The sequence below is a fragment of the Sphingomonas sediminicola genome, assembly GCF_014489515.1.
GTDB lineage: Bacteria > Pseudomonadota > Alphaproteobacteria > Sphingomonadales > Sphingomonadaceae > Sphingomicrobium > Sphingomicrobium sediminicola.
Map to the genome: position 1 here is coordinate 39,604 of NZ_CP060782.1, position 12,791 is coordinate 52,394.

At 63.5% G+C, this 12,791-nt stretch carries 9 protein-coding genes, 1 tRNA gene and 2 pseudogenes; 7 read left to right on the forward strand and 5 right to left on the reverse strand.

Annotation, left to right across the window (positions count from 1 at the left end; all coding sequences use genetic code 11):
- Positions 1-232: 232 nt before the first annotated feature.
- From H9L14_RS00250 to H9L14_RS00260, 3 genes are all read right to left on the reverse strand, one after another.
- Positions 233-667: a PAS domain-containing protein gene (locus tag H9L14_RS00250; protein ID WP_246444273.1), complete on the reverse strand. Its 435-nt coding sequence runs from the start codon at positions 665-667 to the stop codon at positions 233-235.
- 87 nt (positions 668-754) lie between these two features.
- Entirely contained in the window at positions 755-1,207 is a 453-nt protein-coding gene (locus H9L14_RS00255; protein WP_187708760.1) for a hypothetical protein, read from the reverse strand.
- Between the two features lie 1,198 nt (positions 1,208-2,405).
- Positions 2,406-2,481 (reverse strand) — tRNA-Ala (locus tag H9L14_RS00260).
- A 177-nt stretch (positions 2,482-2,658) separates the two neighbouring features.
- Here H9L14_RS00260 and H9L14_RS00265 point away from each other — a divergent pair.
- The gene (locus H9L14_RS00265; protein WP_187708761.1) at positions 2,659-3,471 is read left to right on the forward strand and encodes a DUF2171 domain-containing protein; all 813 of its coding nucleotides are present in this window, start codon (positions 2,659-2,661) and stop codon (positions 3,469-3,471) included.
- Between the two features lie 113 nt (positions 3,472-3,584).
- A complete protein-coding gene (locus H9L14_RS00270) occupies positions 3,585-4,571 on the forward strand; it encodes an NADP-dependent oxidoreductase (RefSeq protein ID WP_187709802.1) in 987 nt (328 codons plus the stop codon).
- Here H9L14_RS00270 and ypfJ read toward each other — a convergent pair.
- A pseudogene (gene ypfJ, locus H9L14_RS00275) lies at positions 4,568-5,463 on the reverse strand (KPN_02809 family neutral zinc metallopeptidase). The gene H9L14_RS00270 and the pseudogene ypfJ overlap by 4 nt on opposite strands.
- Before the next feature lie 95 nt (positions 5,464-5,558).
- On the opposite strand from ypfJ, the pseudogene H9L14_RS15295 reads away from it, so the two are divergent.
- The 3 genes and pseudogenes from H9L14_RS15295 (at position 5,559) to H9L14_RS00285 (ending at position 8,287) form a co-directional block, all read left to right on the forward strand.
- Positions 5,559-6,325: pseudogene (locus H9L14_RS15295) on the forward strand (3-hydroxybutyrate dehydrogenase).
- A gap of 10 nt (positions 6,326-6,335) precedes the next feature.
- Positions 6,336-6,971, forward strand: coding sequence for a DUF4893 domain-containing protein (locus tag H9L14_RS15300; RefSeq protein ID WP_246444664.1), 636 nt, complete (start codon positions 6,336-6,338; stop codon positions 6,969-6,971).
- The gene (locus tag H9L14_RS00285) at positions 6,971-8,287 is read left to right on the forward strand and encodes an amidohydrolase (RefSeq protein WP_187708763.1); all 1,317 of its coding nucleotides are present in this window, start codon (positions 6,971-6,973) and stop codon (positions 8,285-8,287) included. The genes H9L14_RS15300 and H9L14_RS00285 overlap by 1 nt, the downstream gene beginning before the upstream one ends.
- Here H9L14_RS00285 and H9L14_RS00290 read toward each other — a convergent pair.
- On the reverse strand, positions 8,284-9,225 hold the full coding sequence (locus H9L14_RS00290) for an aldo/keto reductase (RefSeq protein WP_187708764.1): 942 nt from the start codon (positions 9,223-9,225) through the stop codon (positions 8,284-8,286). The two genes, H9L14_RS00285 and H9L14_RS00290, sit on opposite strands and share 4 nt — an antisense overlap.
- Before the next feature lie 89 nt (positions 9,226-9,314).
- Here H9L14_RS00290 and prsK point away from each other — a divergent pair, with 89 nt between their 5' ends.
- Together prsK and prsR are read left to right on the forward strand one after the other, a co-directional pair.
- Complete coding sequence (gene prsK, locus H9L14_RS00295) at positions 9,315-11,372, forward strand: XrtA/PEP-CTERM system histidine kinase PrsK (RefSeq protein WP_187708765.1); 2,058 nt, start codon at positions 9,315-9,317, stop codon at positions 11,370-11,372.
- Entirely contained in the window at positions 11,369-12,733 is a 1,365-nt protein-coding gene (gene prsR, locus H9L14_RS00300; RefSeq protein WP_187708766.1) for a PEP-CTERM-box response regulator transcription factor, read from the forward strand. Before prsK ends, prsR begins: the two co-directional genes overlap by 4 nt.
- Positions 12,734-12,791: the final 58 nt, after the last annotated feature.

Below are 12,791 nucleotides of genomic sequence, written 5' to 3' on the forward strand. Positions count from 1 at the left end.
GAGCCTTGAGCTCGACGGGAAAGAAGGCCGATGCGACGGCCGGGGCACATAGCAGAATCCAACGGTACGCCATTCGAGGACTCTCCTGATCCCGAGAATAGAACTCGAGAACCGATCGTCCTGAAACGTTCGTGCTACCCTAAACTTTCCTCCAATCTGGATGTGTCCCAGTCTGGTTTACGCGCTCGTCAGTCATCGCTCCGCGAATCTGGGCGGCAAGGAACTTGGTACCTCAGATGATCAATTTCAGGCCATGCAGCCGCACGGTCTTTCCGTCCTGGCAGATGGGAGCTCCGATGATCCGAACCCGGCGAGTTCCTCCGACGGCGGGCCTGATCTGGACATCGATGGTGAACCCGCGCCCTTCGCGAATTGCATAGCTGCGCAGTCTCTCCATGGAGGCCCGGGATTCTTCACTGTAGAAAGAGACCGCTTCATCGCGACTGACAGGCGAGCCACGCGGCAATCCAAAGATGTCGTAGATGCCGCCGGACCAGGTCAACGAGTTGTCGGCGAGATTGCATTCCCAGCAGCCGGAATGATGGATGCCGAGTGCGCCAACCTCTGGAGGCCCGATGATATCGGTGACGGCGCTATTCAGGACGAGGCCGAGGTCGAAGTGTCGCGATTGCTCGCTAAGCGGCCAACTCTCGAGCACAGGCGGCATTGAACTCATTTACAAACCCCCGGCGAATTTACCGCAAGTTGCGCCCAACGTCACTGACAACGTGATGGTACGCTGGCCTCTCCCAAGTCAGCCCGCGCGCTGTTGAAGCATCGGATAGAGAACGTTTTGCTCTAGTTCGATCAGGTCGAGCCAATGCGACCGAAGCGCTCGTTGCGCCGAACGATGCCGCGACCAATTGGCCGCAATCACCCATCCGCTCCACGTGCTCAGATGATCGGCTGAAAGACCCATCATTTGCCGCCTTGCATGGAGGGCTCGTGAAAGCTCGACTTCCGCGGCCTGGTCCGCGTGCTCGATGATATGGTCGTGCGCAGCTTGAACGGCCGAACTGCGCGCTCGCGACGCCGACGACAGCTCGCGCCTCAACGCGAGATAAGACTGAAGGTCTGGCGTGGGCCGCGCCAATAACTCGTCGAGCTTCTCCAGGCCGGAGAGAACACGCTGATGGGCATTTTTGAGTTCGATCAGCAGCCAGTCAGCGGAATTTTCAGCGACGGCCTTCCTACTGATGATGTGCAACGGACATTCCAGCGTAAGGTGGGTCGAATGAAGGCCCGCCAGAATTTAATCTGACGGGCCTTCCAGGTTCGGCACGCTCCAAGTGGGTTAATCAGGAACGTGTGAGAGGAATATTGCGGCATCTGATTACTCCGACCTTGCGCTTATCTCCGAAATGGAAGTTTCAGCGCGTAGCTCGAGCAACCGGGATAGCCGCAGCCCTTGCTGTAATCCTCTGCATGCCGACTGGATTTGCAGTCATTCTCATCTGGGCCGGCTGGTCACGCATTCCTGAAGAAGGACGCTACTGAGCTCAGCGGCCGTAGATTTCCGCCAGAAGGTAAGAACGGACGGCGCGCATTCCCTCGAGATCCCTCTCGAGCATCAAATCGAGCGCGCTTCGACCCGTGAAAGGCATGCCGATTGGGCCTCCTGATCCAGCCTGCTGCGACGGAGGGACGAGGAAGAAGCGTTCTGACTGATCGTGCGATATTGGCGAGCATAGATATCCGTTCGATCAAGTCGATGGGCAATTCGTCCAGCGGCAATTGCGCGAGCCGATCCAACTCTTCTCGATCCCTCATTCCCAACAATTTCAGCTGCTCGTATTCTGTGAGCTGCCAAATCCGAGACAAGGCTTCGAAGGCTCGCAACACTTTGCGAGTGCCGTCGATCCTCGTGCCTCGATGGGCTCGGGCCCGTAACCCTTTTAATATGAAAGCAGCGACGAGTTCGCCGTCGCCAGTGTCGATCGCATCGAACAGCGTCGGCTCGCCTTCTTGCGTCTCAAGCCACTGCGCGAGCTTGTAGAGGAGTTCAGCTTCACTCATTGTCGTCCCAAGACCATCGCCCGCAATCCCTCTATTTTCATCTTTGGCCGGCTTCGCCGTTCAATTTCTCTTCTCCGGTCGGTGTTGCGTGGCGCTAGGCGCGCCGCGCCAAGATTCGAGGTTCGCGTAGATCCTCTAGTAAGTCCCCCTGGCGAGCCTTCGATGCACGTCGGTGAAGGCATCGACCTCGGCCCAGAAGCACTCGATCGCAGCGACGAATTCCTTGAGATAATCTGGCCGCAAGTGATTGTGGATCTGAACCGGTGGCCTACTGATTAAAGGTCAGCTGGCTCTGACGTCCCCAAAAATTGCGATACCAAAACGGCTGTTCCGCGCCCGTAGAGGCGTCGGGCTGTCACGCAAAGGTGTTGATTTTATTAGCTTGAGGCTGGTGGAGCTGAGGGGAATCGAACCCCTGACCTCTGCAGTGCGATTGCAGCGCTCTCCCATCTGAGCTACAGCCCCGCTCCAAGCAGGCGGACCACATAGCGACGCCTCTTTCCCCATGCAATGACCCGCCGCACGGCGATTTCGACTTGTCGAATGGCAGTTCCGAACCAGGAACGGCTGATGGCCCCAAATCGTTCTTCACGCGATGAGCAGACGGCAGTCCGCCGGCCTGTTCCTAGCTTGGAGGCAGCTATGGCTTACGACCGTTACGAACGCGAACGGCGCTGGCGAGAGGGCCGGCCCGAATTTTCCGATGAGGGCATGAACCGCGAGCGCGACTTCGATCGCGATCGCGACGAACGCGGCTTTTTCGGACGCATGGGCGACGAGTTCCGCTCCTGGTTCGGGGACGAGGATTCGGAGCGTCGCCGGGAATCTTATCGCGACCGCGACGATTATCGGCGCGGCTACGGGTCCGAGCCCGAACGCGGCCGGATGTTCCGCGAAGATCGCGAGTTCGAGGGCGACAGGCACTTCCGTCAGGGGCCATGGGAACGCGGTGAATACCGAGCGACGAGCTTCGCGGGCTCGCGAGATCGTCCTGCCGACGATGATTATCACTATCGGGAAATGCGGCGCCGGCAGGCGGAGGATCTCGATCGCGACTATGACGAATATCGCCGTGAGCGGGCTTCGCAGTTCGAGAATGACTTCGGCAGCTGGCGCGAAAAACGTTTGTCCAAGCGCCAGATGCTGAGCGGCATCCGCGAGCACATGGAAGTCGTCGGGAGTGACGAGAAACATGTCGGTACCGTCGACCGCGTTGCCGGCGACCGGATCATCCTGACCCGCAGCGATCCGGAATCCGGCGGTGTCCATCACTCGCTGAGCTGTTCGGACCTTGACCGCGTCGAAGGAGACCGGATCATCCTCGACTGTAGCGCCGAAAAGGCCAGGGAGCGCTGGCGCGACGAAAGCCGCAGCAGGGCGCTGTTCGAGCGCGAGGATCAGGGCCGCGCGGGGCCGCACGTGCTCGACCGCAGTTTCTCCGGCACATACCGGTAAGCACGCTACAGTCTTTTCGGGCTGAGGATCGGCCCGGTCGCCTCTCGCGGCCGGGCCTTTCTTGTGCGCCCGAGGGAGCTTATGCGCGGCTCAACTGGAACGGGAGAAACATGATGGCGCGCGCCTGGCACCTGATGAGCCGTCCGCAGGGGCTGCCGACGGACGAAAATTTCGCACTGAAGGAGCTCGACTTGCCGCCGCTCGCCGCAGGGCAGGTCCGCGTCCGCAACCAGTGGTTGTCGGTCGACCCGTATATGCGCGGGCGGATGAACGACGTGAAAAGCTATGTCCCGCCGTTCCAGATCGATCAGCCGATGGAAGGCGGAGCGGTCGGCGAGGTCGTCGAATCCACAGCGGAGGGCTTCTATCCGGGCGATCGCGTGCTTCACATGGGCGGCTGGCGCGACGAGGCAGTGCTGGACGCGCGCACGGTCAACAAGCTTCCCGATCTTGGAGCCGAGCCGCAGGCGTTCCTCGGGAATCTCGGAGTGACGGGCGCGACCGCCTATTTCGGCCTCCTCGAAGTCGCGTCGGCCAAGCCTGGCGACATCGTCTTCGTGTCGGCAGCGGCCGGTGCGGTGGGATCGGCTGTGGTGCAGATCGCAAAGGCGAAGGGCATGACCGTCATCGGTTCGGCGGGCGGCGCGGACAAATGCGATTTCGTCCAGTCGCTCGGTGCCGACCAGGTCGTCGACTACAAGGCCCAGCCGATCCTGAAAGGGCTGGCCGCTGCGGCTCCGGAGGGTATCGACGTCTACTTCGACAATGTGGGCGGTGACCATCTCGATGCGGCTTTCGCGCTCGCAAGGATGCGGGCGCGCTTCGCGATCTGCGGGATGATCGAAGGGTACAACAAGGCCGAGCCGGCTGCCTTCCGCTTCATCATGCGGGTGATTGCCATGCGCATCCGCATGCAGGGCTTCATCGTCTTCGACTTCCAGTCAAGGATGGACGAATTCTACCGCGAGATGGGGCAGCTGATCGCGACGGGCCAGCTCAAGTCGCAGGAAACGGTAGTCGACGGCATCGAGAATATGCCGGACGCCTTCCGTGGCCTGTTCAGCGGCGACAACCTCGGAAAGATGCTGGTCCGGCTCTAGCGGTTGAACTTGCAGGCGGCGGGGTTGCCGGTCTTCAGACCGGTCTGTAGCGCCTGCATCCGCTGCGCCGACGAACCGTGCGTGAAGCTTTCAGGCACGACGACGCCCTGCGTCTGTTTCTGGAGCATGTCGTCGCCGATCGCCTCGGCCGCGCGCATTCCTTCCTCGACATCGCCAGGCTCAAGGATGTTGCCCTGCGCGTCGCGGGCGTTTGCCGCCCACACACCGGCGTAGCAGTCGGCTTGAAGCTCGACGCCGACCTGAATCGCGTTGCCCTCCGTGCGGCCGACGCTTTGCTGTGCACTCTGAGCCCGGTCGAGCGTGCCTTCGAGGCTTTGGACGTGGTGCCCGACCTCGTGCGCGATCACGTAGGTCGCGGCGAAGTCGCCAGGGGCTCCGAACCGTTGCGAAAGCTCGTTGAAGAATTCCGGATCGATGTAGATCGTATTGTCGTTCGGGCAGTAGAACGGGCCCATTGCCGCCTGGCCGGCGCCGCACGCCGTCTGCGTTCCGCCGGTGTAGGCGACCATCCGCGTCGGGACGTACTTCGCACCGTTCTTGGCGAAGATCTCGCCCCAGGTCTCCTCGGTCGAGCCGAGCGTCCGCGTGAGGAAATCGCGCATGTTGGGGTCGAGCGTCGATTTGCCGCCGCTCGGTGCGCTCGTTGTCGGGCTGCTTGGGATCAGCCCTCCGCCGCCGCCGAGCTGAGTCAAGGCGCAATAGCCGACGAGGAGGATGAGGACGCCGACGATCCCGAAGCGGCTCATGACCATTGGGAGCAGGCAGCCGAGCAAATTGCCGCCGCCACCGCCCCGCCGAGCCCGAAACCTCCGCCCTGTCCGGTGCGGTCTTCGAAGTTGGAACTTGGGTCTTCGCCGCCTAGCCGAACCATGAATGTCTCCCCTGTCGCTCCGGCCAAATGCGCGAAGAGGCGGCCCGGTTGCAAATCGTCGTTACGGGGGCGAGTAGCGCCGCAAAGGAGATGCCATGATTCTCGAAGGCAAAGTCGCGCTCGTCACCGGTTCAACCTCGGGCATCGGGCTGGCGATCGCCCGAACGCTAGCTGCCGAAGGCGCCAGGATCATGCTCAACGGCTTCGGCGATCCCGCCGAGATCGAGAAGATCAGGAGCGAGCTCGGCGCTCTCCATGACGGCGCCGATTTGTCCGATCCGGCTCAGATTGAGAATATGGTGCGGCGATGCACCGACGAGCTCGGTGCGCCGGACATCCTCGTCAACAATGCCGGCATCCAGCACGTCTCGCCGGTCGAGAGCTTTCCTCCCGAGAAATGGAATGCGATCCTGGCGATCAACCTGTCGGCAGTGTTCCACACGACGCGGCTTTCGATCCCTTCGATGAAGGCGAAGCAGTGGGGCCGGATCATCAATACGGCGTCGGCGCACAGCCTCGTCGCCTCGCCCAACAAGTCTGCCTATGTCGCCGCCAAGCATGGCGTCGCGGGCTTCACCAAATCGGTCGCCCTTGAAGCGGCGCGCGACGGCGTCACCGCCAATTGCATCTCGCCGGGCTACGTCTGGACCACGCTGGTCGAGAACCAGATTCCGGACACGATGAAGGCGCGGAACCTGACCCGCGAGCAAGTGATGAATGACGTGCTCCTCGCCGCCCAGCCGACCAAGCGCTTCGTGACGCCCGAGGAGGTCGCAGCGCTTGCTCTGTTCCTTTGCCGCGACGAGGCCAAGTCGATCACCGGCGCGAACCTCAGCATGGACGGGGCTGGACTGCCGCTTAGGCTGCGGTTGATGCGCTACCTTTTCATCGTTGCGGCCCTGGCTTTGCTCCCCGGCTGTGCGGAGTTCCGGACGACACCCGGAGTGATCGCTCAACCTGCACGCGACTGGCGTTCGGTTGCGACGGAATCGGACCGCGAGAGGCTGCACGAATGGCGGACCGCCTTCGTCGACGCATTGCGGGCCGCCCGGGCGGGCGGGAATGGCGCGGACGTCGAGCGCGAGGGCGTCCTGCTTAATCCGGATGCCGCGCTCGGCGGTGGACCGATCCCGAACGGCGACTATCGCTGCCGGGTGATCAAGGTCGGCGCAAGGCAGGCCGGACTGCTCAACTACGTCTCCTATCCCGCATTCGTGTGCCGCATCCAGCAGGATGGCGAGCTTCAGGACTTCGCGAAGCTGACAGGATCGCAGCGGCAGGTTGGAAAGCTGTTTCCGGGCGATGCGCTTCGGCAGGTCTTCCTCGGCACCCTGATCCTCGGCGACGAGGCGCAGTCGATGCAATATGGCCGCGACACGCAGCGCGATGTGGCAGGGTTCGTCGAAAGGATCGGACCGAACCGCTGGAGGCTGATCATGCCCCGGCCTCATTTCGAATCTCAGATGGACGTGATGGAATTGCTTCCATCGACCCAGGGAGCGCGTTGATGAAGCTGACCTTCGGACTGGTGATTGCCGCCATGACCCTACCGACCGCCGCCAATGCTGCCGCACTGCGAGACGCGATCCGCGCCGACATGCCGCAGCTGATGACCCTCTACCGCGACCTCCACGCGAACCCAGAGCTGTCGATGCAGGAGGTGCGCACGCCCGCCAAGCTCGCTGCAGAGATGCGCAAGCTCGGCTTCAAGGTGACCGAGAAGGTCGGCAAGACCGGTGTGGTTTCGGTCATGCAGAATGGTCCCGGGCCGGTGCTGCTGCTCCGCGCCGACATGGACGCCCTTCCCGTGGTTGAGCAGACGGGCCTTCCGTTCGCGTCGAAGGTTCGTGCGACCGCACGGTCAGGCGTCGAGACCGGTGTCATGCACGCCTGCGGCCACGATACGCACATGTCCTCGTTCATCGGCACCGCCCGGCGGCTTGCGGCGATGAAGGATCAATGGTCGGGCACGCTCGTCATGGTTCTCCAGCCGGGCGAGGAGACCGGCGAGGGCGCGAAAGCGATGCTCGACGATGGGCTCTACACCCGCTTTCCGAAGCCGAATTACGCGCTCGCCTTCCATGATGCCGCAGCTCTTCCGGCCGGGACGATCGGAGTCACGCCGGGATATGCGCTTGCCAACGTCGATAGCGTCGACATTTTGGTGAGGGGCCTTGGCGGGCACGGCGCCTACCCTCAAACGACAAAGGACCCGATCGTGCTTGCCTCGCGGATCGTGGGTGCGCTGCAGACCCTGGTCAGCCGCGAGAACAACCCCCTCGATCCGGCCGTCGTAACCGTTGGCAGCTTTCAGGCGGGAGCCAAGCACAACATCATCTCGGATGAGGCCAAGCTCCAGCTGACCGTTCGAAGCTACAAGCCGGAAGTCCGGAAGCTGCTGCTCGACGGGATCAAGCGGATCGCCAGGGGTGAAGCCATAGCGGCGGGCGTGCCGGAGGACCGGATGCCGGTCGTTACGATACGCGAGGAAATGTACACGCCCGCGACATTCAACACGGAAGACTTTTCCAAAAAGACGCTCGATCTCTTCCAGCAGCATTTTGGTGCCGAGCGGGCGAGCCTTACGCCCCCGGTGATGGGCGGCGAGGACTTCAGCCGCTTCTGGCTTGCGGACAAGGAGGTCCAGAGCCTGATCTTCTGGGTGGGAGGGACGCCCAAGGACAAATGGGATGCAGCGGGCGGCGACACGCTCAAGCTCCCGTCCTTGCACAGCCCCTTCTGGGCGCCCGATGCGGAGGCAGTCATTTCAACCGCGACCGAGGCGATGACGGTGGCGTCGCTGGACGTGCTCAAGAAAGGCTAGCGACTCGCCTCGTCGAGCAATGCAATCTGCTCCGGCGTGAGCGCCAGGCTCATCGCCGCCGTCAGTTCCTTCAGCTGGTCCACGCTGGTCGCGCTGGCGAGCGCCGCCGTGATTCCGGGCTGCGCGATTGTCCATGCGAGGGTGATCGACGCAAGCGCCGCCCCGGTCTCGGCCGCGATCCGGTCAAGCGCCGCGAGCACGCGCATTCCCCGGCCTTCGAGATATTCGACATTGCGAAGTCCGCGCGGACTTTTGTCGAGGTCGTCCTTGCTCCGGTACTTGCCGGTGAGGAAGCCATTGGCGAGCCCGTAAAAGGGAATGATCCCGAGCCCGTGCGCCAGCGCCGTATCACGAAGCGCGCCTTCCAGCTCCTCTCGCTCAACGAGGTTGTACCAGGTCTGCAGGACGCTGGGCTTAGTGAGGCTATCGGCGGTCGCTGCCCGCATCGCCTCGTCGAGCCGCTCCGGCGAATATTGCGACATGCCGATGGAGCGGATCTTGCCGGCCTTCACCAGCGCATCCATCGCTCCGAGGCTGTCGGCGAGCGGGACGTTCGGATCGTCCTTGTGGTGATAGTAGAGATCGATCGTGTCGATCCCGAGCCGCTGGAGCGAAGCATCGCAGGCCGCGGCGATCTTCTCCGGGGCCAGCCCCTCGAAGAAACCCACCTTCGTCGCGAGGACGATCTTGTCGCGCTTGGCCGGATCGCGCCTCAGCCAGTTGCCGATGACGGTCTCGCTCTCGCCTCCCTTGTTGCCGGGAACCCAGGCCGAATAGACGTCCGCGCTGTCGACCATGTTGCCGCCGGCGTCGACGAACGCGTCCAGGATATCGAAGCTGGTCGGCTCGTCCGCCGTCCAGCCGAAGACATTGCCACCGAGCGCCAGCGGCGCGACCGAGATTCCGCTTTGTCCAAGCGAGCGCTTTTCCACCGTCATAGAGGCGCCTTAGCGCATCCGTTCACCAGATATTTGTAAAATCTAGCGACACCCCTTCGCATGTCGGTGGAATTGACAGGTGTGTGTCGGTGCAGGCCCTGATCGCCTTCTGGAGCCACGCCCTGTGCGCGGCGGCCTTCCTCGGCCTGCTGATCTGGCGTCTGGGCGCGATCCGGCAGCAGGACCAGCGCCTGCTGCTCGCCGGATTCGCGGTCACCGCCTGCTGGGCCTGGCTTAACGCCATACTCCCCAGCGACCCGCTGACCAGTTACGCGGAGACGGCTCGGAACCTCATCTGGATCGGCCTGATCCACAGCCTGTCCTCGAGCAGCGACGAGCGCCAGCATGGGGTTCGGCTGGTCTACGCAGCCGTAGCGGCGGTGCTCGGCTTCCAGATGGTCGTGACGAGCTTGCGCTACTTCATCCCGACCGACTCGGTCCGTGACACGGCGACCCTGCTCCGAATCACCGCGGCCGCCGGTTCGTTGGTGCTGGTCCACAACCTTTACGGGCAGGCGTCACCCGCGAGCCGGTCGAACATCCGGCTGGCCATGCTCGCGCTTTCGCTGACGTGGAGTTACGACCTCAACCTCTACACGATCTCTTACCTGGACAGCCGGCTGGCGCCCGACCTTCTCGAATGGCGCGGGGCGATCGTCGCTGCGACCGCGCCGATGTTCGCGATGGCCGCCAGGCGCGAGGAGGGCTGGCGCATCCGCCTGTCTCGCGCGGCAACGTTCCAGTCTCTCTCCCTGTTGGCGATCTGCGCTTACTTCGCCGTCATGGCGATACTCGCCACGGCACTTCGGGGCACGAGCGTCGAATGGGCGCGCGGCGGCCTTGTCGGGCTACTCGCTGTGATGACGGTCGCGGCCATGGCCCTGTTGCCGAGCGCCAAGGCGCGCAGCTGGGCCAAGGTCAAAATCTCCAAGCATTTGTTCGAGCACCGCTACGACTACCGAACCGAGTGGCTGCGTTTCACCGAGACAGTCGGAACGACCGGTTCGGACGCGGCCCCGCTCGGTGAGCGCGTGGTCAAGGCGTTCGCGGACATCCTCGACGCGCCGGGCGGGATCCTTCTGGCGAGGGATCCGGCAGGCGCGATCACGGCTGCTTCGTCGTGGAACTGGTCGGGCAAGAATCCCCCATCCACGGAGCTGGATCGCGTTCTGACGTTCTGGTCGGCGCTGGAGTCGAATGGCCGGATCGTAGAGTTCGATGCTCTCCGCAGCGGGATTGCGCGGCCTGAGGATTGCGCAATGCTCCCACCGCAATGGATGCTCGACGAGCGACGTGCGTGGGTGGGCGTTCCGCTGATCCATGGCGAGCGGCTCTTCGGCCTGATCCTGCTCGCCGCGCCGGACTATCGCCGCGTCCTCGACTGGGAAGATTTCGACCTCCTGCGCACCGCCGGACGTCAGGCGGCAAGCTCGCTTGCCGAAGCATATGGTCAGGAGGCCCTGTCGAACGCCCAGAGGTTCGAGGAATTCAACCGGCGCTTCGCCTTCATCCTGCACGACATCAAGAATTTGGTGAGCCAGCTGTCCCTGCTGTCGCGCAACGCGGAGCGCCACGCCGACAATCCCGAGTTCCGCGCCGACATGGTCGCGACCCTGCGCAGCTCGGTCGGCAAGATGAACGACCTGCTGGCGAGGCTTTCGCCGCAGGCACAGGCCCGCGCCCAGCGGGCAGAGCCGCAGCCGCTTCGCACCATCCTTTCCGATGCGATCGCCGCGAAGCGGCGGGACCACGAAGTGAAGCTGCTTGGCGACACCACCCTCTGGGCGGTCGTCGACGCGATGGGGCTCGAGCAGGCGGTCGGGCACCTGATCCAGAACGCCGTGGAGGCGAGTTCGTCCGATGCGCCGATCACCGTCCGCGTTGCCCCCGTCGGCGACGAAGTCCGCATCACCATCGCCGATCATGGAACCGGTATGGACGGCGACTTCGTCCGCAATCGCCTGTTCCAGCCGTTCGCGTCCACCAAGCCCGGCGGCTTCGGCATCGGCTCGTTCGAGGCCCGCTCGCTGATCGTTGCGATGGGCGGCCGCCTGGTCGTCGACAGCACGCCGGGCGCGGGCAGTGAATTCTCCATCTTCCTTCCAGCGGCCGACGAGGCTGCTCAACCGCAACGGAAACGCGCATGACCGACCAGAAACTCCCCGTGCTCCTGATCGTCGAAGACGACGAAGGCCTGCAACGCCAGCTCAAATGGGCCTACGAAGGCTATGAGGTCGTGCTCGCAGGCAATCGCGAAGCGGCGATCGAGGCGCTGCGGCTTCACGAGCCTGCTGTCGTCACGCTCGACCTGGGGCTGCCGCCTGATCCGGACGGGACGAGCGAAGGCTTCGAGACCCTTTCGCAGATCCTGAAGCTGAAGCCGGATACGAAGGTGATCGTCGCGTCGGGTCACGGCGCGCGCGAAAGCATGTTGAAGGCGATCGGGCTCGGCGCCTATGATTTCTACCGCAAGCCGGTCGATATCGACGAGCTAGGCCTGATTGTGGCGCGCGCCTTCCACGTTGCCGACATCGAGGCCGAGAACCGGCGGCTCGAACAGGCCGGCGGCGGGCAGGTGCTCGGCTCGATCATCAGCTCGGCGCCCGAGATGCTGAAGGTTGGCAAGACGATTGAGCGTGTCGCCACCGCAGACGTGTCGGTGATGCTGCTTGGCGCGTCGGGTACCGGCAAGGAATTGCTGGCCCGCGCGGTCCACGAGAAGAGCGGACGAAAGGGCGAGTTCATCGCCATCAACTGCGCCGCCATTCCTGAGACGCTGCTTGAGGCCGAGCTATTCGGATACGAGCGCGGAGCGTTCACCGGTGCGGTCAAATCGAACGTCGGCAAGATCGAAATGGCCGAGGGCGGGACGCTCTTCCTCGACGAAGTCGGCGACATCCCGCTCGCACTTCAGGTCAAGCTGCTCCGCTTTCTCCAGGAGCGCGTGATCGAGCGCATCGGCGGACGCCAGCCGATCGCCGTCGACACGCGGATCGTCTGCGCAACACACCAGGACTTGGACGCGATGACTGCGGACGGCCGCTTCCGCGAGGACCTCTATTATCGCCTCGCCGAGATCGTGGTGAAGATCCCGTCGCTTAGCGAGCGGCCCGGCGACGCGGTCCTGCTCGCTCGTCATTTCGTGAATCGCTTCGGCAAGGAGCTGAACACCAAGGTTCAGTCGCTTTCCGCCGACGCTGTTGCGGCAGTCGACGCCTATGGCTGGCCGGGCAACGTCCGCGAGCTCGAAAACCGGATCAAGCGCGCGGTGATCATGGCCGACGGTAAGTCGGTGAGCGCCGACGACCTCGACTTGCCGGGAAGCGTGAACGCGGAGGAGGCCGAGAGTGCGTTGAACCTCCGCGCGGCCCGCGAGACTGCCGACCGCAAGGCGATCCGCCAGGCCCTGAGCCGGACCGAGAACAACATCTCGGGTGCCGCCAAGCTACTCGGGATCAGCCGACCGACGCTCTACGACCTGCTCAAGCAGTACCAACTGCAAGCGTAGGCATTTCTTCGACCAACGGGTCTTGCTGGCGAGGCGGCGCGCCTTATCCCTCTTCGGC

What these genes read in the sequence shown, in the direction of transcription:
- H9L14_RS00250 (WP_246444273.1), bottom strand. Translation starts at nt 667, where the DNA reads ATGCCGCCTGTGCTCGAGAGTTGGCCGCTTAGCGAGCAATCGCGACAC.
- H9L14_RS15300 (WP_246444664.1), top strand. Translation starts at nt 6,336, where the DNA reads ATGCGCTACCTTTTCATCGTTGCGGCCCTGGCTTTGCTCCCCGGCTGT.
- H9L14_RS00270 (WP_187709802.1), top strand. Translation starts at nt 3,585, where the DNA reads ATGGCGCGCGCCTGGCACCTGATGAGCCGTCCGCAGGGGCTGCCGACG.
- prsR (WP_187708766.1), top strand. Translation starts at nt 11,369, where the DNA reads ATGACCGACCAGAAACTCCCCGTGCTCCTGATCGTCGAAGACGACGAA.
- H9L14_RS00265 (WP_187708761.1), top strand. Translation starts at nt 2,659, where the DNA reads ATGGCTTACGACCGTTACGAACGCGAACGGCGCTGGCGAGAGGGCCGG.
- H9L14_RS00290 (WP_187708764.1), bottom strand. Translation starts at nt 9,225, where the DNA reads ATGACGGTGGAAAAGCGCTCGCTTGGACAAAGCGGAATCTCGGTCGCG.
- H9L14_RS00285 (WP_187708763.1), top strand. Translation starts at nt 6,971, where the DNA reads ATGAAGCTGACCTTCGGACTGGTGATTGCCGCCATGACCCTACCGACC.